The 19,597-nt window shown below is 62.5% G+C and carries 21 protein-coding genes; 16 read left to right on the top strand and 5 right to left on the bottom strand.

The window, feature by feature from the left end; all coding sequences use genetic code 11:
- Positions 1–71 precede the first annotated feature (71 nt).
- Together WN982_RS04960 and WN982_RS04965 are read left to right on the top strand one after the other, a co-directional pair.
- The gene (locus WN982_RS04960) at positions 72–995 is read left to right on the top strand and encodes a histone deacetylase family protein (RefSeq protein WP_341314661.1); all 924 of its coding nucleotides are present in this window, start codon (positions 72–74) and stop codon (positions 993–995) included.
- Positions 996–1,033: 38 nt separating this feature from the next.
- Entirely contained in the window at positions 1,034–1,834 is an 801-nt protein-coding gene (locus WN982_RS04965) for an enoyl-CoA hydratase (protein ID WP_341314662.1), read from the top strand.
- 39 nt (positions 1,835–1,873) lie between these two features.
- On the opposite strand, the gene WN982_RS04970 is transcribed toward WN982_RS04965, so the two are convergent.
- A complete protein-coding gene (locus WN982_RS04970) occupies positions 1,874–2,773 on the bottom strand; it encodes a lysophospholipase (protein ID WP_341314663.1) in 900 nt (299 codons plus the stop codon).
- A 240-nt stretch (positions 2,774–3,013) separates the two neighbouring features.
- On the opposite strand from WN982_RS04970, the gene WN982_RS04975 reads away from it, so the two are divergent.
- The 6 genes from WN982_RS04975 to WN982_RS05000 all read left to right on the top strand — a co-directional run bounded on the left by WN982_RS04975 (position 3,014) and on the right by WN982_RS05000 (position 9,505).
- Positions 3,014–4,048 carry a methionine ABC transporter ATP-binding protein gene (locus tag WN982_RS04975; protein WP_341314664.1) on the top strand — a complete coding sequence of 345 codons (1,035 nt, stop codon included), beginning with the start codon at positions 3,014–3,016 and terminating at the stop codon, positions 4,046–4,048.
- On the top strand, positions 4,038–4,691 hold the full coding sequence (locus tag WN982_RS04980) for a methionine ABC transporter permease (RefSeq protein ID WP_341314665.1): 654 nt from the start codon (positions 4,038–4,040) through the stop codon (positions 4,689–4,691). Before WN982_RS04975 ends, WN982_RS04980 begins: the two co-directional genes overlap by 11 nt.
- A gap of 187 nt (positions 4,692–4,878) precedes the next feature.
- The gene (locus tag WN982_RS04985) at positions 4,879–5,679 is read left to right on the top strand and encodes a MetQ/NlpA family ABC transporter substrate-binding protein (protein WP_341314666.1); all 801 of its coding nucleotides are present in this window, start codon (positions 4,879–4,881) and stop codon (positions 5,677–5,679) included.
- A 237-nt stretch (positions 5,680–5,916) separates the two neighbouring features.
- Positions 5,917–6,666: an electron transfer flavoprotein subunit beta/FixA family protein gene (locus WN982_RS04990; RefSeq protein ID WP_341314667.1), complete on the top strand. Its 750-nt coding sequence runs from the start codon at positions 5,917–5,919 to the stop codon at positions 6,664–6,666.
- A 14-nt stretch (positions 6,667–6,680) separates the two neighbouring features.
- The gene (locus WN982_RS04995) at positions 6,681–7,616 is read left to right on the top strand and encodes an FAD-binding protein (RefSeq protein WP_341314668.1); all 936 of its coding nucleotides are present in this window, start codon (positions 6,681–6,683) and stop codon (positions 7,614–7,616) included.
- 101 nt (positions 7,617–7,717) lie between these two features.
- Positions 7,718–9,505 carry an acyl-CoA dehydrogenase gene (locus tag WN982_RS05000; protein WP_341314669.1) on the top strand — a complete coding sequence of 596 codons (1,788 nt, stop codon included), beginning with the start codon at positions 7,718–7,720 and terminating at the stop codon, positions 9,503–9,505.
- Between the two features lie 149 nt (positions 9,506–9,654).
- Here WN982_RS05000 and WN982_RS05005 read toward each other — a convergent pair whose 3' ends face one another.
- The gene (locus WN982_RS05005) at positions 9,655–10,941 is read right to left on the bottom strand and encodes a D-amino acid dehydrogenase (RefSeq protein ID WP_341314670.1); all 1,287 of its coding nucleotides are present in this window, start codon (positions 10,939–10,941) and stop codon (positions 9,655–9,657) included.
- Positions 10,942–11,099: 158 nt separating this feature from the next.
- Here WN982_RS05005 and WN982_RS05010 point away from each other — a divergent pair, with 158 nt between their 5' ends.
- The gene (locus tag WN982_RS05010) at positions 11,100–11,600 is read left to right on the top strand and encodes an Lrp/AsnC ligand binding domain-containing protein (RefSeq protein WP_341314671.1); all 501 of its coding nucleotides are present in this window, start codon (positions 11,100–11,102) and stop codon (positions 11,598–11,600) included.
- 98 nt (positions 11,601–11,698) lie between these two features.
- Positions 11,699–12,832: a PA0069 family radical SAM protein gene (locus tag WN982_RS05015; RefSeq protein WP_341314672.1), complete on the top strand. Its 1,134-nt coding sequence runs from the start codon at positions 11,699–11,701 to the stop codon at positions 12,830–12,832.
- Positions 12,833–12,847: 15 nt separating this feature from the next.
- Here the strand turns inward: WN982_RS05015 and WN982_RS05020 are convergent, their stop codons facing one another.
- Both WN982_RS05020 and WN982_RS05025 read right to left on the bottom strand, forming a co-directional pair.
- A complete protein-coding gene (locus WN982_RS05020) occupies positions 12,848–13,315 on the bottom strand; it encodes an NINE protein (protein ID WP_341314673.1) in 468 nt (155 codons plus the stop codon).
- 193 nt (positions 13,316–13,508) lie between these two features.
- Entirely contained in the window at positions 13,509–14,609 is a 1,101-nt protein-coding gene (locus WN982_RS05025; RefSeq protein ID WP_341315718.1) for a PQQ-dependent sugar dehydrogenase, read from the bottom strand.
- Positions 14,610–14,901: 292 nt separating this feature from the next.
- On the opposite strand from WN982_RS05025, the gene rpsP reads away from it, so the two are divergent.
- The 6 genes from rpsP (at position 14,902) to WN982_RS05055 (ending at position 19,191) form a co-directional block, all read left to right on the top strand.
- Positions 14,902–15,156, top strand: a complete 255-nt coding sequence (rpsP, locus tag WN982_RS05030) for a 30S ribosomal protein S16 (RefSeq protein WP_006050280.1) — start codon at positions 14,902–14,904, stop codon at positions 15,154–15,156.
- A 129-nt stretch (positions 15,157–15,285) separates the two neighbouring features.
- The gene (gene rimM / locus WN982_RS05035) at positions 15,286–16,011 is read left to right on the top strand and encodes a ribosome maturation factor RimM (protein WP_341314674.1); all 726 of its coding nucleotides are present in this window, start codon (positions 15,286–15,288) and stop codon (positions 16,009–16,011) included.
- A gap of 24 nt (positions 16,012–16,035) precedes the next feature.
- Positions 16,036–16,803 (top strand): tRNA (guanosine(37)-N1)-methyltransferase TrmD, encoded by a 768-nt coding sequence (gene trmD / locus WN982_RS05040; protein WP_341314675.1) that lies wholly within the window; start codon positions 16,036–16,038, stop codon positions 16,801–16,803.
- A gap of 133 nt (positions 16,804–16,936) precedes the next feature.
- Entirely contained in the window at positions 16,937–17,323 is a 387-nt protein-coding gene (gene rplS, locus WN982_RS05045) for a 50S ribosomal protein L19 (RefSeq protein WP_020069334.1), read from the top strand.
- 93 nt (positions 17,324–17,416) lie between these two features.
- Positions 17,417–18,124, top strand: coding sequence for a CoA pyrophosphatase (locus tag WN982_RS05050; protein ID WP_341314676.1), 708 nt, complete (start codon positions 17,417–17,419; stop codon positions 18,122–18,124).
- Between the two features lie 128 nt (positions 18,125–18,252).
- Entirely contained in the window at positions 18,253–19,191 is a 939-nt protein-coding gene (locus WN982_RS05055; RefSeq protein ID WP_341314677.1) for a CobD/CbiB family protein, read from the top strand.
- Positions 19,192–19,275: 84 nt separating this feature from the next.
- On the opposite strand, the gene WN982_RS05060 is transcribed toward WN982_RS05055, so the two are convergent.
- Positions 19,276–19,596 carry a DUF2007 domain-containing protein gene (locus tag WN982_RS05060; RefSeq protein ID WP_341314678.1) on the bottom strand — a complete coding sequence of 107 codons (321 nt, stop codon included), beginning with the start codon at positions 19,594–19,596 and terminating at the stop codon, positions 19,276–19,278.
- Position 19,597: the final 1 nt, after the last annotated feature.

Raw genomic sequence — 19,597 nt, forward strand, 5'->3', positions numbered from 1 at the left:
CCGAGGGCGCGCGCCCTTGGACGGAGACACGCCGCGCACGCCTCGAAGGCGCCGCGCCGCAGAAGAGAATCATGGCAACAGGCTTTTATACTCACGCCGACTGTCTGCTGCACGATATGGGGCAATGGCATCCCGAATGCCCGGCGCGCCTGCAGGCAATCGAAGATCAACTGATCGCAAGCCGCATCGACTCGCTGATCGAACGCGAGTCGCCGCCGCTGGCTGACGAAGCCTCGTTATTGCGCGTGCATACCCAGGCGCACATCGATTACATCCGCAGCCGCTCGCCCGCCGAAGGCCTTGCCGAAATCGACCCCGACACGTCGATGAACCCGCACACCTTGCAGGCCGCGTTGCGTGCCGCGGGCGCCGCGGTAGCCGCCACCGACGCCGTCATCGAAGGCCGTTACGACAACGCGTTTTGCAGCGTGCGCCCGCCCGGCCACCATGCCGAGCCGGCGCGTGCGATGGGCTTCTGTTTCTTCAACAACGTTGCGATTGCCGCACGCCATGCGCTCGACGTGCACGGCATGCAGCGCGTCGCGATCGTCGACTTCGACGTCCATCACGGCAACGGCACCGAGGCCGCATTCTCGGGCGATTCGCGCGTGCTGATGTGCAGCATCTTCCAGCATCCGTTCTACCCGTTCACCGGCGCCGACAATCAGGCGCCCAACATGTGCAACGTGCCGATGCCGGCGCGTTCGAAGGGCATGGCGGTGCGCGAGGCGGTCGATATGCTGTGGCTGCCGCGTCTGCACGAATTCAAGCCGGAGATGATCTTCATCTCGGCCGGCTTCGACGCGCATCGCGAGGACGATCTCGGCAACATGGGCCTCGTCGAGGACGACTACGCGTGGATCACCGATCAGGTGCGCGGGATCGCGAACCGCTATGCGCGCGGGCGTATCGTCAGTTGCCTGGAAGGCGGGTACAACCTGTCGGCGCTCGGGCGCAGCGTGGTCGCGCATGTGCGCGCGCTGGCCGGGATCTGAGGCGCGGCGCGAAAGCGAACTTCAATGAGGAGTAAGCCATGAATGCGGATGTTCGCAACGCTTCACTGCTGCAGATCGAACACGACGCTTATGGTGTGGCGGGCGTCGTGCTGGTGACGATGAACCGGCCGGACGCGTTCAATGCGCTGTCGGAGGCCTTGCTCGACGAACTGCAGACCGTATTGGCGGAACTCGCGCAATCCGAAGCACGGGTGGTCGTCATCGCCGGTGCTGGCCGCGCCTTCTGCGCAGGGCACGATCTGAAGGAAATGCGCGCGGCGCCATCGCTTGCGTATTACCAGGCATTGTTCGCACGCTGTACGAAGCTGATGCTGACGATTCAGCGCTTACCGCAACCGGTCATCGCGCGCGTGCACGGCATTGCCACGGCAGCCGGTTGCCAGCTTGTCGCAATGTGCGATCTCGCGATCGCCGCCGATACGGCGCGGTTTGCCGTCTCGGGCGTCAACCTGGGCCTGTTTTGCGCGACGCCTTCGGTGCCGCTGTCGCGCAACCTGTCGCGCAAAGCGGCGCTCGAAATGCTGCTGACTGGCGATTTCATCGACGCACCTGAGGCGAAGCGTCAGGGGCTTGTGAACCGCGTCGTGCCGGCGGACGCGCTCGACGCCGAGGTCGCGAAGCTCGCCACCAGCATCTGCGCGAAACAGGTCGAAGCAGTCAGCGCCGGCAAGGGCCTGTTCTACCGTCAGCTCGAAATGGGCATTGAAGCGGCTTATCAGCTCGCTGGCCAGACAATGGCCTGCAACATGATGGACGACTCCGCGCTCGAAGGCGTGCAGGCATTCATCGACAAACGGCCGCCCGACTGGCAGCGCTAGGCGCGCGCCGCCGTTCGTGCCGGGCCTTCGCCGGAGCGCTCAGACTTTAGAAGCCCGCGCCTCGATCCACGCAATCAACTCTCCGATCACGCGGTCGCGGTCCAGATCGTTCATTGTCTCGTGATAGCTGTCCTCGTACAGCGTGAGCGTCTTGTCCGGCGAGCCGGCGTGCTGGCCGAAATCGCGGCTGCCATCGGGTTCGGTGAGCTTGTCCGCGGTGCCGTGGTACACCAGCAGCGGCACACGCAAGCCCGCGCGGCCGCGTTCGATGCGCGCCATCGCCTGCAGAAGCTCCGCGCCGGTGCGCGCGGGGATCGCACCGTGATGAACCAGCGGGTCATTGCGATTGGCGTTCACCACTGATGGAAGGCGCGACAGCAAAGCCGCGTCGATCTTCATTGCCGGGAAGCTCGGCCAGAGGCGGCTGATCACCTGGCTCAGCTTGAGCATCCAGCGCGGCACGTCGTGGCCGGGCGCGAGTGCGGGGCTCGACAGGATCAGACCGCTCAGTCGCCGGCCAGTCGCGTCAAGGCGCTCGATCGCGTAGAGCGCGGCCACTGCGCCGCCCATGCTGTGCCCCATCAGGAAGAGCGGGGCGCAACTCTGCGCCGCGGCGTCGAGCAAGGCTTGCGCATCCAGCAGATAGTCGTCGAAACGCCTCACGTAGGCGCGTTTGCCGGGCGCATGCCCATGCCCGCGCAAATCGATCGCGACCAGTTCGATGCCGGCCGCATTCAGACGCGCGGCCAGCGCGGCGTAGCGCCCCGCGTGCTCCACGAGCCCGTGCACCAGCGCAACCGTGGCGCGCAGCGGCGCGGTTGCGGCCCAGCGATATAAGGGCAGTTCGAAGCCGTCGCTCGTCGTGACTGTCGCGAGCAGCGGGGCGCCGCTGCGGATGCCTTTGGCGGGACGCGCATTGCCGGGTTGGGTTGTCTCCATAGCCGCCATTTGTCCTGTTTTTGATCCGCCCGATCATAGTCGCAGCGGTTGAGCGTACGCGAGAATTGCTTACCGGGTGCGCCTCTAATTCTCTTTGGTTATGAAAAGATCGTAATTGATTATTAAAGGGTATGTCGACGCTGCGGTAGAATTGCGGGCTCAAATCCCAATAAAAGCAACGGCGGCCGCTTGTCGGGAGCGCGAAACGCTCGCTGGCAAACTCCGCCGTTTCGTTTTTCCATGATCGAAATACGCAATATTTCTCAGCGCTTCGCGGGGCCCCGGGGCTGGGTCGAGGCGCTGCACAACGTCAATCTGTCGATTCCGGCGGGTGAGGTGTTCGGCATTATCGGCCGCAGCGGCGCGGGCAAGAGTACGCTCGTGCGCACCCTCAACCTGCTGACGCGCCCGACCGAAGGCAACATCGTCGTCAACGGCCGCGATCTGACGACGCTGCCCGCCGCGCAATTGCGCGAGGCGCGCCGCGAGATCGGCATGATCTTCCAGCACTTCAACCTGCTGTCGTCGCGCACGGTGTTCGACAACGTCGCGTTGCCGCTCGAACTGGCCGGCATGAAGCGCGACGAGATCGAGGCGAACGTGCTGCCTTTGCTCGATCTGGTCGGGTTGTCGGCGCAGAAGGATCGCTATCCGGCGCAGATCAGCGGCGGGCAGAAGCAGCGCGTCGGCATCGCGCGTGCGCTGGCGAGCAAACCGAAGGTGTTGCTCTCCGACGAGGCAACCTCCGCGCTCGATCCCGAGACGACCCGCGCGATTCTCGATCTGCTCAAGCGCATCAATCGCGAGCTCAACCTCACCGTCGTGCTGATCACGCACCAGATGGACGTGATCAAGCAGGTCTGCGACCGCGTCGCGGTGCTGGACGCGGGCCGTGTCGTCGAGCAGGGCAAGGTCATCGACGTGTTCCTGCAACCGCATCACGAAGTCACGCGCGCGCTGATCGGCGACGTGATCGCGCAAGAGCTGCCGCCCGCGATGAAAGCGCGCGTCGCAGAGCGCCTGAAGACCGGCAGCGGCCACTTGCTGCGTCTCGCATTTACTGGCTCGGGCGTCGATCAGCCGATTCTGTCCGAGACGATTCGCCGCTATGAACTCGACTTCAACATCCTGCATGGCCAGATCGACGAGATCCAGGGGCAGGCGTTCGGCTCGCTCGCCGTGCTCGCGGGCGGCGAACCGACCAAAGTCGCACAGGCGCTGACGTATCTGCGTGAACAGGGTGTGGTGGTAGAGGAGCTGTCATATGTTGAGTGAAATGTTCGATATGTTCGTCCAGTCGTTCTGGGAAACGCTCGTGATGGTGGGCATTTCCGGACTGGTCGGCGCGGCGGTCGGTTTGCCGCTCGGCGTGCTGTTGTATTTGACGGACCATCAGGGCGTGTTGCAGAACATCGCCGTGAACCGCGTAATGGGCGTGGTCGTCAACGCCGTGCGTTCGACGCCGTTCATCATCTTGCTGGTCGCGGTGATTCCGTTTACGCGGCTGGTGGTGGGTTCGTCGATCGGTACCGCCGCGGCCGTGGTGCCGCTGACGATCGCCGCCGCGCCGTTCATCGCGCGTCTGGTCGAGACCGCTTTGCGTGAAGTCGATCGCGGTCTGATCGAAGCCGCGCAGGCGATGGGCGCGACCACCAGTCAGATCGTCTTCAAGGTGCTGTTGCCGGAGTCGTTGCCGGGCGTGGTGGCCGGTTTGACGATTACATTCGTGTCGCTGGTTGGCTATTCGGCGATGGCCGGTGCGATCGGCGGCGGCGGGCTCGGCGATCTGGGCATCCGTTATGGATATCAGCGTTTCTTGCCGGAAGTGATGTTGACGGTCGTGGTGATTCTGATCGTCTTCGTACAACTGGTGCAGTCGTTCGGGGATTGGCTCGTACGTCGTTTGAGTCACAAGTAAACAAGGGTCATCGGAACCCCTCGAGAAAACGCCGGGCCGCCCCAAGTTTTCCGCTCCGCGGGGAGTCCTCCGCCCCGAAGGAAGTCCCCTTGGGGGATTGGGGGATCGCCCCCTCGCGGGGCCTGGCGCGAAGCGGCAGGTCTGGGGACGCTCTCAACAGAATCAATAAATTCGGAAAAGGTCGATCATGCAACGTCGTTTCATTCTCAAGCTGGCCGCCACGCTCGGCGCCGCGTCGCTGTTCGCTGTTGCTTCGGCTGCTCAGGCGGACGATTCGATCAAGGTCGGCGTGACCGGCGGTCCGCACGCGCAGATCATGGAAGTCGTGAAGACGGTCGCGGCGAAGAACGGTCTGAACATCAAGATCGTCGAGTTCTCCGACTACGTGCAGCCGAACGCGGCACTGGCCGGCGGCGACCTGGATGCCAACAGCTACCAGCATGACCCGTACTTGCAGGCGCAGGTGAAGGATCGCGGCTACAAGCTGATCCGCGTCGCCGACACGGTCACATACCCGATGGGCATCTATTCGAAGAAGGTGAAGTCGCTGGCCGAGTTGCAGCCGGGCGCGAAGATCGCCGTGCCGAACGATCCGACCAATGGCGGCCGCGCACTGTTGCTGCTGCAAAAGCAGGGTCTGCTAAAACTGAAGGCGGATGCCGGCCTGAAGGCGACGCCGCTCGACATCGTCGACAACCCGAAGAAGCTGAAGATCGTCGAACTCGACGCCGCGCAAATCCCGCGCTCGCTGAACGACGTGGACGCCGCCGCGATCAACACCAACTTCGCGATGGAAGCGGGCCTGAAGCCGAAGCAGGACGCCATCGCGATCGAGGACCCGAAGGGCCCGTACGTGAACATCATCGCGATCCGCGAAGCCGACCGGAACAAGCCGTGGGTCGCCAAGCTGGTCGCGGCGTATCACTCGCCGGAAGTGAAGCAGTTTGTCGAAAGCAAATTCGGCGGGTCGGTGATCGCCGCCTGGTGATCTGACGGCCATTCGACGTAGCAAGACATGGCGGCAAAGCAAAATTAGAGTCGTAAGTCTTAACCCGGGGTTGCCGCCCGGGTTTTTTAGAGATTAAAATAGAACGATCGTTCGATATTGCCGTCACGCCGCTGAGGAGCGATATCCTCCTGCTAAAGCGCCCGCGACGCGGCTGCCGTAAGGGCAGTCGCTATAATGTTCGTTGGGTTGACGTATTCGTAACTTTGGAGCGTGTGCATGAAAATCCTGGTGCCAGTCAAGAGAGTGGTCGATTACAACGTGAAAGTCCGGGTCAAGTCGGACGGCACGGGCGTCGACATCGCGAACGTGAAGATGTCGATGAATCCGTTCGACGAAATCGCGGTTGAAGAAGCCGTTCGTCTGAAGGAAGCGGGCGTGGCGACCGAAGTGATCGCCGTGTCGGCAGGCGTGACGCAATCGCAGGAAACGCTGCGCACGGCGCTGGCGATCGGCGCGGACCGCGCGATCCTGATCGAATCGAACGAAGAGCTGCAGCCGCTGGCGGTCGCCAAGCTGCTGAAGGCGCTGGTCGACAGGGAACAGCCGCAGCTGATCATCCTCGGCAAGCAGGCCATCGACGACGATTCGAACCAGACCGGCCAGATGCTCGCCGCGTTGGCTGGCCTGCCGCAAGCGACGTTTGCTTCCAGGGTCGTGGTGGCTGACGGTAAGGCGACGGTGTCGCGTGAAGTTGACGGTGGCGCGGAAACGCTGTCTTTGAACCTGCCCGCCGTGGTCACGACCGACCTGCGTCTGAACGAGCCGCGCTATGTGACGCTGCCGAACATCATGAAGGCGAAGAAGAAGCCGCTGGAAACGATCAAGCCGGAAGACCTGGGCGTTGACGTGACGCCGCGCCTGAAGACGCTGAAAGTCGCCGAGCCGCCGAAGCGCTCCGCCGGTGTGATGGTGCCGGATGTGAAGACGCTGGTCGAGAAGCTGAAGACCGAAGCCAAGGTGCTGTGAGGGAGACAGAGCAAATGACGAATCTGGTAATTGCTGAACACGACAACGCGTCGATCAAGGCCGCGACGCTGAACACGATTGCAGCCGCGCAGAAGATTGGCGGTGATATTCACGTGCTGGTGGCGGGTCACAACGCGCAAGCGGCGGCCGATGCTGCGGCGAAGATTGCAGGTGTTTCGAAGGTGCTGCTCGCTGACGCGCCGCAACTCGAAGCGGGCCTCGCAGAAAACGTCGAAGCGACGGTGCTGAACATTGCGAAGGACTATTCGCACATCCTCGCGCCGGCCACCGCCTACGGCAAGAACATCGCGCCGCGTATCGCCGCGAAGCTGGACGTCGCCCAGATCAGCGACATCACGGCAGTGGACAGCGCCGACACGTTCGAGCGCCCGATCTACGCAGGTAACGCCATCGCAACGGTTCAATCCGCTGATCCGATCAAGGTCATCACGGTTCGTTCGACCGGCTTCGACCCGGTTGCGGCCGTTGGTGGCAGCGCATCGGTCGAGAAGATCGAAGCGGCAGCCGACAGCGGCCTGTCGCAATTCGTGAGCCGTGAAGTGACGAAGCTGGACCGTCCGGAACTGACCTCGGCGAAGATCATCGTGTCGGGTGGCCGGGGGCTCGGCAACGGCGAGAACTACACCAAGGTTCTGGAGCCGCTGGCGGACAAGCTGGGCGCAGCGCTCGGCGCATCGCGCGCGGCAGTGGACGCGGGCTTCGTGCCGAACGACTATCAGGTGGGCCAGACCGGCAAGATCGTCGCGCCGCAACTGTATGTTGCAGTCGGCATCTCGGGTGCGATCCAGCATCTGGCCGGCATGAAGGACTCGAAGGTGATCGTGGCGATCAACAAGGACCCGGAAGCGCCGATTTTCAGCGTCGCCGATTATGGTCTGGTGGGCGACCTGTTCACGGTCGTGCCGGAACTCGTTAGCGAGCTCGGCTAACCACCGCGGCGTCCTGTAAAAAGGCGTCTGGCAGCGAATGAAGGGCGCAGGACCTATCAAGTCCAGCGCCCTTTTTATATCAAGGCAGGAGGAGAACTGACATGTATAACGCGCCCATCAAGGACATGCTGTTCGCGATGAAAGAGCTGGCCGGTCTCGAAGAGATCGCTAAATTGCCCGGCTTCGAAGACGCGAATCTCGACACGGCTCAAGCCGTCCTCGAAGAGTCGGCGAAACTGTGCGGCGAAGTGCTGGCGCCGCTGAACGTCGAAGGCGACCGCAACCCGAGCAGTTGGAAGGATGGCGTGGTGACAGCGACGCCCGGGTTCAAGGACGCGTTCCGCCAGTTCGCGGAAGGCGGCTGGCAAGGCGTGCAACACCCGGTCGACTATGAGGGCCAGGGGCTGCCGAAGCTGATCGCCACGCCGTGCGTCGAGATGCTCAATGCGTCGAACCTGTCGTTCGCGCTGTGTCCGCTGCTGACCGACGGCGCGATCGAAGCGCTGCTCACCGCCGGCACTGAAGCGCAAAAACAAACCTATGTGCCCAAGCTGATTTCCGGCGAGTGGACCGGCACGATGAACCTGACCGAGCCGCAGGCCGGCTCCGATCTCGCGCTGGTGCGCACGCGCGCCGAGCCGCAAGGAGACGGTTCGTTCAAGCTGTTCGGCACGAAGATTTTCATCACGTGGGGCGAGCACGATATGGCGAAGAACATTGCCCATCTCGTGCTGGCGCGCACGCCGAACGCGCCGGAAGGCGTGAAGGGCATTTCGCTTTTCATCGTGCCGAAGTTTCTCGTCAACGAAGACGGCTCGCTCGGTGAGCGCAATGACGTGCATTGCGTGTCGATCGAGCACAAGCTCGGCATCAAGGCGAGCCCGACCGCGGTGCTGCAATTCGGCGATCACGGCGGCGCGATCGGTCACCTGATCGGCGAAGAAAATCGCGGCCTCGAATACATGTTCATCATGATGAACGCGGCACGTTTCGCCGTGGGCATGCAGGGCGTCGGCGTGTCGGACCGCGCGTATCAGAAGGCCGTCGCGTACGCGAAGGATCGCGTGCAGAGCCGTCCAGTGGATGGCTCCGCGAAGCAATCTGTTGCGATCATTCAGCACCCGGACGTGCGCCGCATGCTGTCGACGATGCGTGGCCTGACCGAAGCGTCGCGTGCATTGGCCTACGTTGCCGCCGCCCACTGCGATATCGCGCATCGTCATCCGGACGAAGCAAAACGCGCCGAGCATCAGGCGATCTACGAATACCTCGTGCCGATCGTGAAGGGGTGGAGCACAGAGTTGTCGATCGACGTGACGAGTCTTGGCGTGCAGGTGCACGGCGGCATGGGTTTCATCGAGGAAACGGGCGCTGCGCAGTACTACCGCGACGCGCGCATCCTGCCGATCTACGAAGGCACGACCGCGATCCAGGCGAATGATCTGATCGGCCGCAAGACGGTGCGAGACGGTGGCGCGGTGGCGAAGTCGCTGCTGGCTGACGTAGCTGAAACCGTCGACGCGCTCGGCGCACAGCAAGGCCCTGCGTTTGAATCGATGAAGAAGTATCTGGCGCAAGGACATCGGTCGCTGAGCGCCGCGGTCGATTTCGTTGTCGCTCACACGAAATCGGATCCCAATGCGGTGTTCGCCGGCGGCGTGCCGTATCTGAAGCTCGCGGGCATCGTGCTGGGCGGTTGGCAGATGGCGCGCGCGTTGCTCGTGGCTGCTGAAAAGCGCGCCGAAGATCCGTCGTTCTACGGCGCTAAGATCGCCACCGCGCAGTTCTATGCCGAGCACGTGTTACCGCAAGCGTCGGCACTTGAAGCTTCTATCGTTAGCGCTAAGGGCGGCGAGGGTGTGCTGGCGTTGTCGGAAGATCAGTTCTGATGCTTCACCTATCTCGAGCGACGTAGCGAAAGCTCGGGCGTAAAAAAACAAACGGCGCCTTGTGAGGCGCCGTTTGTTTTTGTCAGGCTGGTCCGTCTGCAATAACAATCCTGCGCAGACCGGCTCAACCGCTCGCGAAGCGTTAAAGCTTAAGCATAAGCCGGACGATGCGCTTCGGCGCTCTCGCCGAGATAGCGGTGCGCCGACAGGTCGTCCGCCTTGATCGCCGGTTGCTTGCCCGACATCACGTCGGCCAGCAACTGACCCGAGCCGCACGACATCGTCCAGCCGAGCGTGCCGTGGCCCGTGTTCAGGAACAGGTTCGGCACGGGCGTGCGGCCGACGATCGGCGTGCCGTCCGGCGTCATCGGGCGCAGGCCGGTCCAGAAGGTGGCCTTCGACGTATCGCCGCCGCCCGGGAACAGATCGTTCACGCAGAGCTCAAGCGTTTCGCGGCGCGCCTGGCGCAACGACTTGTCGAAGCCGACGATCTCCGCCATGCCGCCGACGCGAATCCGGTCGTCGAAACGCGTGATCGCGATCTTGTAGGTTTCGTCGAGCACGGTCGACACCGGCGCCGCCGCCGCGTTGACGATCGGCGCGGTGATCGAATAACCCTTGAGCGGATAGACCGGAATCTTCACGAGGCCGGACAGGAATTGGGTCGAGTACGAACCGAGCGCGACGACGAACGAATCCGCGCGCACCAGTTCGCTACCGCATTGCACGCCGGCGATGCGGTCGCCCGCCATCGCGAGTGCATCGATCGGCGTGTTGTAGCGGAATTTGACGCCCAGTCGCTCGGCCAGCGCGGCGAGGCGCGTGGTGAACATCTGGCAGTCGCCGGTTTCGTCGCCCGGCAGACGCAGGCCGCCCGTCAGCTTGTGCGAGACCGCGGCGAGCGCCGGTTCGGCTTGAGCGAGTTCGGCGGCCGACAGCAGTTCGTACGGCACATTGGCGTCTTTCAGCACCGCGATATCTTTCGCGGCGCCGTCGAATTGTTGTTGCGTGCGGAACACCTGCAACGTGCCGCCGGTGCGGCCTTCGTACTGGATACCGGTGTCGGCGCGCAGCGCCTGCAGACAATCGCGGCTGTATTCGGCAAGGCGGACCATGCGGCCCTTGTTCACCGCATAACGCGACTCCGTGCAGTTCTGCAGCATCTGCCACATCCACTGCAGCTGGAATTGCGTGCCGTCGAGGCGGATCGCCAGCGGGGCATGCTTCTGGAACATCCACTTGACCGCCTTCAGCGGCACGCCAGGCGCCGCCCACGGTGATGCATACCCCGGTGAAATCTGGCCGGCGTTGGCAAAACTGGTTTCGAGCGCCGGGCCGGCCTCGCGATCGATCACGGTCACGTCATGACCCGCACGCGCCAGATAATAAGCACTCGTCACCCCGACGACGCCACTGCCCAAAACGACGACTCGCATAGTTGCTCCGAAAAGATTTGAGGGCGGTGTGTTCGTCGATTCGTTTGGATTCGTTCGATTCACGAGGTGTAATGCGGTTCGCCCAGTGTTAACCGCTATACTATTAACAGTCAGGTAGGTTTTGTTATTGTATTTTCAGGATTTTCAGAAAAAACATCATGCGTACACAGCGCCACCCGGTTCGCGCCCTCGACAAACTCGATCACAGGATCCTGCGGCTGCTGCAGGAGGACGGCCGCATGGCGATGAAAGACCTCGCCGAGCAGGTCGGGCTGTCGGTAACGCCGTGCATTGAGCGTGTCAAGCGCATGGAGCGTGACGGCGTGATCACCGGCTATCACGCGCGCGTGAATCCGGCGGAATTGGGCGCGGCGTTGCTGGTGTTCGTCGAAATCACGCTCGATCACAAAAGCGGCAACATGTTCGACCAGTTCCGCCGCGAGGTGCAGAAGATCCCAGAGGTGCTGGAGTGCCACCTCGTCTCGGGCGATTTCGACTATCTGATCAAGGCGCGTATCGGCGAAATGGCCGACTACCGGAAGCTGCTGGGCGACATCCTGCTGCAACTGCCCGGCGCGGTGCAGTCGAAGAGCTATGTGGTGATGGAAGAGATCAAGGAAACGCTGACCATCGCGGTCGGTGATCAAGCGGCGCGGTAGGGTGAGGCTGGGCTCGACAAACGGCGTAAACACTGTATATTTATACAGGTGTTCTGCGACGTTTTTGTTTGCCGTCTTTGTTTTTGCCCGCTCGAGCCGTGACCCATCCCGACACCGAATTTCCGATCGCTCCGCCCGCGCCTCGCAAAGGGCGCGGTGCGGTGACGAACCTGCAGGGCCGCTATGAAGTCGACCAGCGCGAAGCGGTGGACGACGGCTGGCTGCCGTCCAGCGAGGATGACGAGGGGTCGAAGGTCTTGCGTACCCAGGTATTCGAAGAGCAGGCCAAGACCATTCTCACCCGCAATGCGTCGCCGGATATCCCGTTTAGCGTGTCGCTGAATCCGTATCGCGGCTGTGAACACGGCTGTATATATTGTTTCGCGCGGCCCACGCATAGTTATTTAGGTCTGTCGCCCGGGCTCGATTTCGAAAGCCGTATCTATGCGAAGGTCAATGCGCCGGAATTGCTCGAGCGCGAACTGTCGAAGAAGTCCTATGTGCCGGAGCCGATTGCTCTAGGCGTTAATACAGACGCATGGCAGCCCACCGAACGCGACTTGCGCCTCACGCGGCGGGTGATCGAGGTGCTCAGCGAGCGCGGCCAACCGTTTGCGGCGATCACCAAATCATCGCTGATCGAGCGCGATATCGATCTGCTCGCGCCGATGGCGGCGCGCGGGCAGTTCATGGCGGCGATCACGATCACCACGCTGGACGCGGACGTCGCCCGCACGCTCGAACCGCGAGCGGCCACGCCGTCGCGCCGCCTGCGCACGATTCGTACTTTGAGCGAGGCAGGGATTCCGGTGGGCGTGAGCATCGCGCCGGTGATTCCGTTCGTCACCGAACCGGACATGGAGCGCGTGCTGGAAGCCTGTGCGGAGGCTGGAGCAAGCAATGCGAGCTATATCGTGCTGCGCTTGCCGTGGGAAGTCGCGCCGCTATTCAAGGATTGGCTTGCGGCGCATTTTCCCGATCGTGCGGATCGGGTGATGAGTCGCGTGCGCGATATGCGGGGCGGGAAGGACTACGACTCGTCGTTCGCGCATCGAATGAAGGGCGAGGGCTTGTGGGCGGATCTGCTCAAGCAGCGGTTCCACAAAGCGGTGCGCCGTCTTGGTCTGAACGAGCGAGATCGTGGGATCCTGGATATGTCGCACTTTCGCCGTATGGAGCCGTCGCGCCCGGCCCACCCGGCGCGCGACGATCCGCAACTCGATCTTTTTTAGCGCAGCGGCGCCGCGTTATTGCGACAGCGCTTTGGCCGCTTGCACCTGGCTTTCGAAGTATGTCTGGAACAAGATTGCGAGGCCCGTCATCAGCAGGAACGCGCCGATCAGCAGCGAAAAGATCACGACGAAAATGACCGTCCAGCCAGAGCGGCTCTTGCGCTGGGTTTGCGCGTTGAACTGCGCGTCCCATTTTTCGTCAGGACGCAGGCCATAGACGATCGCGGCGAGAAACGCCGCAAGCAGCGAAACTGCACCGGGAAATGCCAGCACCCAGCCGAGCATCGAGGTCCGCTCGCTTGCCACCACCAGCATGGCGCCCGGAATGCCGATCAGTGTGCCGATCAGATGTGCCCAGCCGTAGATGTCGCGCAGTCCATAGAGATAGAAGCGATGTGCGCCGAGGCTGCCGAAGAAGAACGCCAGCGCGGCTGTAATCGTCTTGGATCTGAAGCGCGGGGAAGTCGAAGCAAGGGTGGACATGTAGGCAAGAGCAGAGTGACAGGCGGTCGAAAGGAGCGGCGCGCTGGTGGACGCGGACCGACGCGCATTCTACGCCCGCCGCGCGTCGGCGGTCACGCGACGTGCGGCCACATCCGCGGCGCGGGTGATTGGTCGGCGCCTATTGGTGCCTGCTTCGGCGCTTGTCTGCCCGGCGAGGAGGTCAGGGCACGGCTCACGGTGCTTTATACGTAACGCGATAGACCGCGCCCGCGTAATCGTCGCTGATCAGAAGCGACCCGTCTGGCATCGGCAGTACGTCAACAGGGCGGCCCCAGACTGCTTCGCCTGGTTGAAGCCAGCCTTCGGCAAATACTTCCTGGCGCGCGTTGCTGCCGTCCGGACTGGTGATCACCCGCACGACGCGGTAACCGACCTTCGTGCTGCGATTCCACGAACCGTGCTCGGCGATGAAAATATTGTCGCGATAAGCGGCCGGAAACATTGGACCGCTGTAAAACCGCATGCCGAGCGAAGCGACGTGGGCGCCGAGTTTGACCACTGGCGGGGTAAATGAGCTGCACGGGTGGTCTTTGCCGAATTCGGGGTCGGGCGTGTCGCCGCCGTGGCAGAACGGAAAGCCGAAATCCATGCCGGCGCGCGGCGCGTGGTTCAGCTTGTCGTCCGGCACGTCGTCGCCCATCAGGTCGCGGCCGTTGTCGGTGAACCACAGCTCGTGTGTGACCGGGTGCCACGCGAAGCCGACCGTATTGCGTACGCCGCGCGCTACCACCTCATAATGGCTGCCGTCCGGGTCCATTCGTCCGATCATTGCGAAGCGATTGCGATCTTTCAGGCAGACGTTGCAGGGTGCGCCTTGCGGCACGTACAGTTTGCCGTCGGGCCCGAAAGCGATGAATTTCCAGCCATGATGAGTCTCTGTAGGCAATTTGTCGGTGACGACGACCGGCGTCGGCGGATCGTTCAGGTGGGTATCGATTGCGTCGAAGCGTAGAATTTTCGACACCGCGGACACATACAGCGCGCCGTCCCGCCACGCGACGCCTGCCGGCGTCTGCAGCCCGGAAGCGATCACATGGCGAGCCGTTACGCGCCCGTTCTGCAATTCGAGCGCGTAGACATGGCCGTCGAGGCTACCTATATAGAGCGTGCCCTTCGGCGAGAGCGCCATCCCTCGCGCGCTCGGCACAGCGTCCGACAATACCTCGATGTGGAAGCCGGGCGGCAGTTTGATGCGCTCGACCGGCAACGCGGCCAGCGCCGGCAGGGCGGTGGCGGCAAACCACAGCGCTGCCACGGTGCGTAGGGATCGCACGCTCGCGGCGCGTGTGAAGCCGGTCGGCGGAGCTAATAGGGTAAAAACGGCAAAAGGGGTGAACAGCGCAAACAGCGCAAGCGCAGCGAACAAAAACGCAGGCAGTAGCAGGAGTTCCACGGGCGTTCCGTCAGGTAATTCGGGCGTTTCCACGTTGCCTGGCGCGCCCGTCTGTATGGCCGGCGCAACCCCGCCGCTCAGTTTATCCCGGTAAGTGTTTGTTATGGCGTCGGTTTCCCGCTATAATCGCGTGTTTCAGTCGTTCCGCACCCCGGTTTTCAAGGATTCTAATATGGTCATCATCCGCTTGGCTCGTGGCGGCTCCAAGAAGCGCCCGTTCTACAACATCGTCGCAACTGATTCGCGTAACCGTCGTGACGGCCGCTTCATCGAGCGCGTTGGCTTCTACAACCCCGTCGCTACCAAGGGTGAGTCGCTGCGTATCGCTCAAGACCGCCTGACGTACTGGCAAGGCGTTGGCGCACAACTGTCGCCGACCGTCGAGCGTCTCGTGAAAGAAGCGCAAAAGGCGCAGCCGGCTGCTTAATGGTAGCTAGCGTGCGTATCGTCGTCGGTTCGGCCGGCGGCTCGCGCAGCTTGCGTGAGCAGTCCGATGCGCGAGTTATTTTGCAGTTCGTGCTGAAGCAGGCGTCGAAGTTGGCAGCGAGGTTCTCTTATGTCTGAGCGTGATTCCGGCAGTTCAGGTCGCGCCAGGACGGCACCGCGCGCGAAGACGTCTGATCAGGCGCCATTCGGTGCATTCGTCCGCAAGTCGGTCGAACGGGCCGAGGGCAAGGCGAAAGCCAATGTTGCAAGCGCCGGTTCCAACGCAGCAGAAATGCGCGCGGAAACAGCGGAAAGCTGGCCGGCCGATGCGATCGAGGTCGGCGCAATCGTCGACGCTTATGGCCTCAAAGGCTGGGTCAAGGTAGTCGCGCATGCGGATGCCGGCCACGGCGGCGATGCGTTGCTGAGCGCGAAGCGCTGGTGGCTCATGAAAGGCCACGAGCGCAAGTCGGCGCCGTCTCTGCAGGCGAAAAAGCATAGCGACAGTGTGGTTGCACATCTGGGTGGCGTCGCTGACCGCGATGTGGCGCTGGCACTGCGTGGCTCCCGCGTCTATATCAGCCGCAGCGAATTCCCAGTCCTCGAGGCCGACGAATTCTATTGGGTCGACCTGCTCGGTCTGGATGTGGTGAACGTTGCCGGGGTCGCACTCGGCAAGGTTGCAGACATGATCGACAACGGCGCGCACTCGGTGTTGCGCATCGAATACCCGGCCACCGATAAAAGCGGTAAGCCGGTCACCGGCGAGCGTTTGATCCCGTTCGTCGGCGTCTTTGTCAAAACGGTGGATCAGGCGGCGAAGCAGATCATCGTCGACTGGGAAGCCGATTACTAAATGAGTCGCTGACCGGAGAGAGCGATGCAGTTCGATGTCGTTACGCTCTTTCCTGATATGTTTCGTGCGCTGACCGACTGGGGTATCACCAGCCGTGCGGCGAAGCAGGAGCGCTACGGGTTGCGTACGTGGAATCCACGTGATTTCACTACGGATAACTACCGCACAATCGACGATCGCCCGTACGGCGGCGGCCCCGGCATGGTGATGCTGGCCAAGCCACTGGAAGACGCGATCGGCGCGGCGAAAGCGGCGCAGGCGGAGCAGGGCATCGGCGCCTCGCGCGTCGTGATGATGTCACCGCAAGGCGCTACGCTGAATCACGATCGTGTCATGCAGTTTGCTGCCGAGCCCGGACTGATTCTGTTGTGCGGGCGCTATGAAGCGATCGATCAGCGTTTGCTCGACCGCGCCGTCGACGAAGAAGTCAGCCTCGGCGACTTCGTGCTGTCAGGCGGCGAGTTGCCTGCCATGGCGTTGATGGACGCCGTCGTGCGCCAGTTGCCCGGCGTGTTGAACGACTCGCAATCGGCGGTGCAGGACAGTTTCGTCGACGGGCTGCTGGATTGCCCGCATTACACGCGCCCTGAAGAATATGCTGGCGTGCGTGTGCCCGATGTGCTGCTCGGCGGCCATCATGCGGAAATCGAAGCGTGGCGCCGACGTGAAGCCTTGCGCAACACGTTGAACAAACGGCCCGATCTGATCGTGAAGGCCAGAAAGAACAAGATGTTGAGCCGTGCCGACGAGGCATGGCTTGCGAGTCTCGCGAAGGAAGAGTCGAAGGCGTAAAGCCTTGGTCTTTCGAGCGGACATAGGCGGCGCCGCACATGCGTGTACGGCGCCTGATGTGAACCCATCCTCTATCGGGGCCGTAGCCGCAAGGCAGGTACGAACGCCGACAAGATGGACTTAGGAGTCAGTGATGAATCTGATTGCAAAACTCGAGCAGGAAGAAATCGCGCGCGCCCTCGGCGAGAAGACCATCCCCGAATTCGCCCCCGGCGACACGGTGATCGTCAGCGTGAATGTGGTTGAAGGTACGCGTAAGCGTGTTCAGGCCTACGAAGGCGTCGTGATCGCCAAGCGTAACCGTGGTCTGAATTCGTCGTTCATCGTCCGCAAGATCTCGTCGGGCGAAGGCGTCGAGCGTACGTTCCAGACGTACTCGCCGCTGCTGGCAAGCATCGTCGTGAAGCGTCGTGGCGATGTGCGTCGTGCGAAGCTGTACTACCTGCGCGACCGTTCGGGCAAGTCGGCCCGGATCAAGGAAAAGCTGGTCTCGAAAGACCGCGCTGCTTCCCAAGCGTAAATGCCGTAAGAAAAAGCACCCCTCGCGGGTGCTTTTTTGTTTGCCAGGTCAAAATAGAGGCATGTCCCCTATCCGCTCGTTCCGAGAGACCCGTTGACCCGCCCTGTCTTTGAGCCTGAAACTTTGCCTGTCGAAGCGACGGGCGCCGATCTGCCACCGGTGGCTGCCGGGCGTCTGACGCCCGATGGCCTGCGCGCGCGGTTCGAGCAGCGTCTCTCCTGGACGCCCGAGCCGGTTATCGAAGTGCCCTGGCGCGATATTCATGCCGATCCGCGAGTCGCCGCGGTACTGGTGCCGTTGGTAGTCCGCGATAACGGCTTGACCGTGCTGCTGACGCAGCGCGCCGACCATCTGAACGATCACGCGGGCCAGGTGAGTTTTCCAGGCGGCCGCCACGAACCATTCGATGCCGACGCCATCGCCACCGCGCTGCGCGAAGCACAGGAAGAGGTCGGTCTCGATCCTTCGCGCGTCGAGATTCTCGGTGCGTTGCCTGACTATCTGACGGGCACCGGTTTTCGCGTGACGCCTGTGATTGGCCTCGTGCATCCGCCGTTCACTTTGAAAGCCGATTCGTTCGAAGTGGCCGAAGTCTTCGAAGTACCGCTTGGTTTTCTGATGGACCCCGCGCATCACGAAGAGCGCGTGTTCCGTTGGGAAGGCGGCGAGCGCCGCTTTTTCGCGATGCCGTATCCGCGTACGGCATCGGCGGATCTTGAGAATCAGGCGGGTGGCCATCATTTCATCTGGGGCGCGACAGCCGCGATGCTGCGCAACTTCTATCGTTTCCTCGCGGCTTGATTCACGCCTGAGCCGCACTAGGGGCTGTGCAGTTGTTGGCTGTTTGTCAACGTCTGCGCTCAGTCTCATCCGACCCTGTGCTATCGTTATAAAATAATCGTAAAAACTCGAAAAGCACGGCGCATCGCATGACTTTTTTCTCCGTATTGCTGGCTTTGATCATCGAACAGGTGCGCGCGCTGTCGCCGAACAATCCGGCGTCGGCGTTGCTTCAATACCATGCGGAGTCTGCGGCGCACGGATTCGATGCCGGCAAGCCCAAGCATGGCTTGCTCGCATGGCTGGTGGTGGTGGTGCCGTGGACGCTGGCCGTCGCGCTCGTCTACTACGTGCTGTACCACATTCACTTTGCGCTGGCGTTCCTGTGGAACGTTGCGGTTCTCTACTTCACGCTCGGCTTCCGGCAGTTCAGCCACTACTTCACCGATATCCACCTCGCGTTGAATAACGACGATGTGCCGCGCGCGCGTGAAATTCTCAACGAATGGACCGGCCTCGATACGGTTGATATGCCGGTCAGCGAGATCGTGCGTCATACGCTGATCCATGCAGTCGTCGCATCACATCGGCATGTGTTCGGTGTGTTCTTCTGGTTCCTGATTCCGGTTGGGCCGGCGGGCGCGGTGCTGTATCGGATCGCCGAATATCTGGCGCGCACGTGGGCACGGCCGGTCGAGGACCGTACCGTCGCGTTTTCGAGCTTTGCGCAGCGGGCGTTCTTCGTGATCGACTGGGTGCCTTCGCGGCTGACGTCGCTTGGTTTTGCGATCGTCGGCAATTTCGAAGACGCGATTTATGCATGGCGCAACCACGCGCGTCAGTGGCCGGATGTGAACGACGGTGTGTTGCTCGCCGCGGGCAGCGGGGCGCTGGGTGCGCGTCTGAGCGGCCCGCTGGCCGAGCCGTCGAGTCTCGATGCGCTCGCCACCGGCGACGGCGGCCCGATGCAGGTCGGCGACGACTGCACGCCGCGCACGCTGCAATCTGCAGTCGGCTTGGTGTGGCGCGCGGTGGTGCTGTGGATGATCTTGCTGTTGATGCTGACGATCGCGGTGTGGCTCGCTTGAGCGCAAGCCAACGCTCGCGCTGCCGCAAAAAGAAAGGCCGGGCAAAAGCCCGGCCTTTCTTTTTGTCACCTCGGTAACTCTGCTTCACCCATCTAACGGGTCGCGCGCCGTCCCACATTGCCAGCACACCGTGAACTGCGCTTCGAGCGTCTCGCCACAATGACCGCAGCGCCAGGTTGGCGAACCCGCCGCCGGTCCATGCGAAGCTGCTTCGATCAACTGCCGGGCCAGCGCCTCATCGCGCTCGTCGACGAGCCACAACTCCGGCGCGCACTGATCCGCTGGGATATCGCCGAGCGCACCGTTCAGATAACGGTTGTGCAACTCGCAGGCGATGCCCGCCGCCGCCAGCACGTTGACCCAATGCTGTCCGATGATCAGATTCGGCGCGCGCATCAATTTCATT

Origin of the sequence: Paraburkholderia sp. IMGN_8, from assembly GCF_038050405.1 — a bacterium.
In the GTDB taxonomy this organism is placed as follows: Bacteria; Pseudomonadota; Gammaproteobacteria; order Burkholderiales; family Burkholderiaceae; genus Paraburkholderia.

Coding starts and splice junctions, on each gene's coding strand:
- WN982_RS04960 (WP_341314661.1), top strand. CDS start 72: ATGGCAACAGGCTTTTATACTCACGCCGACTGTCTGCTGCACGATATG.
- WN982_RS04965 (WP_341314662.1), top strand. CDS start 1,034: ATGAATGCGGATGTTCGCAACGCTTCACTGCTGCAGATCGAACACGAC.
- WN982_RS04970 (WP_341314663.1), bottom strand. CDS start 2,773: ATGGAGACAACCCAACCCGGCAATGCGCGTCCCGCCAAAGGCATCCGC.
- WN982_RS04975 (WP_341314664.1), top strand. CDS start 3,014: ATGATCGAAATACGCAATATTTCTCAGCGCTTCGCGGGGCCCCGGGGC.
- WN982_RS04980 (WP_341314665.1), top strand. CDS start 4,038: ATGTTGAGTGAAATGTTCGATATGTTCGTCCAGTCGTTCTGGGAAACG.
- WN982_RS04985 (WP_341314666.1), top strand. CDS start 4,879: ATGCAACGTCGTTTCATTCTCAAGCTGGCCGCCACGCTCGGCGCCGCG.
- WN982_RS04990 (WP_341314667.1), top strand. CDS start 5,917: ATGAAAATCCTGGTGCCAGTCAAGAGAGTGGTCGATTACAACGTGAAA.
- WN982_RS04995 (WP_341314668.1), top strand. CDS start 6,681: ATGACGAATCTGGTAATTGCTGAACACGACAACGCGTCGATCAAGGCC.
- WN982_RS05000 (WP_341314669.1), top strand. CDS start 7,718: ATGTATAACGCGCCCATCAAGGACATGCTGTTCGCGATGAAAGAGCTG.
- WN982_RS05005 (WP_341314670.1), bottom strand. CDS start 10,941: ATGCGAGTCGTCGTTTTGGGCAGTGGCGTCGTCGGGGTGACGAGTGCT.
- WN982_RS05010 (WP_341314671.1), top strand. CDS start 11,100: ATGCGTACACAGCGCCACCCGGTTCGCGCCCTCGACAAACTCGATCAC.
- WN982_RS05020 (WP_341314673.1), bottom strand. CDS start 13,315: ATGTCCACCCTTGCTTCGACTTCCCCGCGCTTCAGATCCAAGACGATT.
- rpsP (WP_006050280.1), top strand. CDS start 14,902: ATGGTCATCATCCGCTTGGCTCGTGGCGGCTCCAAGAAGCGCCCGTTC.
- rimM (WP_341314674.1), top strand. CDS start 15,286: ATGTCTGAGCGTGATTCCGGCAGTTCAGGTCGCGCCAGGACGGCACCG.
- trmD (WP_341314675.1), top strand. CDS start 16,036: ATGCAGTTCGATGTCGTTACGCTCTTTCCTGATATGTTTCGTGCGCTG.
- rplS (WP_020069334.1), top strand. CDS start 16,937: ATGAATCTGATTGCAAAACTCGAGCAGGAAGAAATCGCGCGCGCCCTC.
- WN982_RS05055 (WP_341314677.1), top strand. CDS start 18,253: ATGACTTTTTTCTCCGTATTGCTGGCTTTGATCATCGAACAGGTGCGC.
- WN982_RS05060 (WP_341314678.1), bottom strand. CDS start 19,596: ATGAAATTGATGCGCGCGCCGAATCTGATCATCGGACAGCATTGGGTC.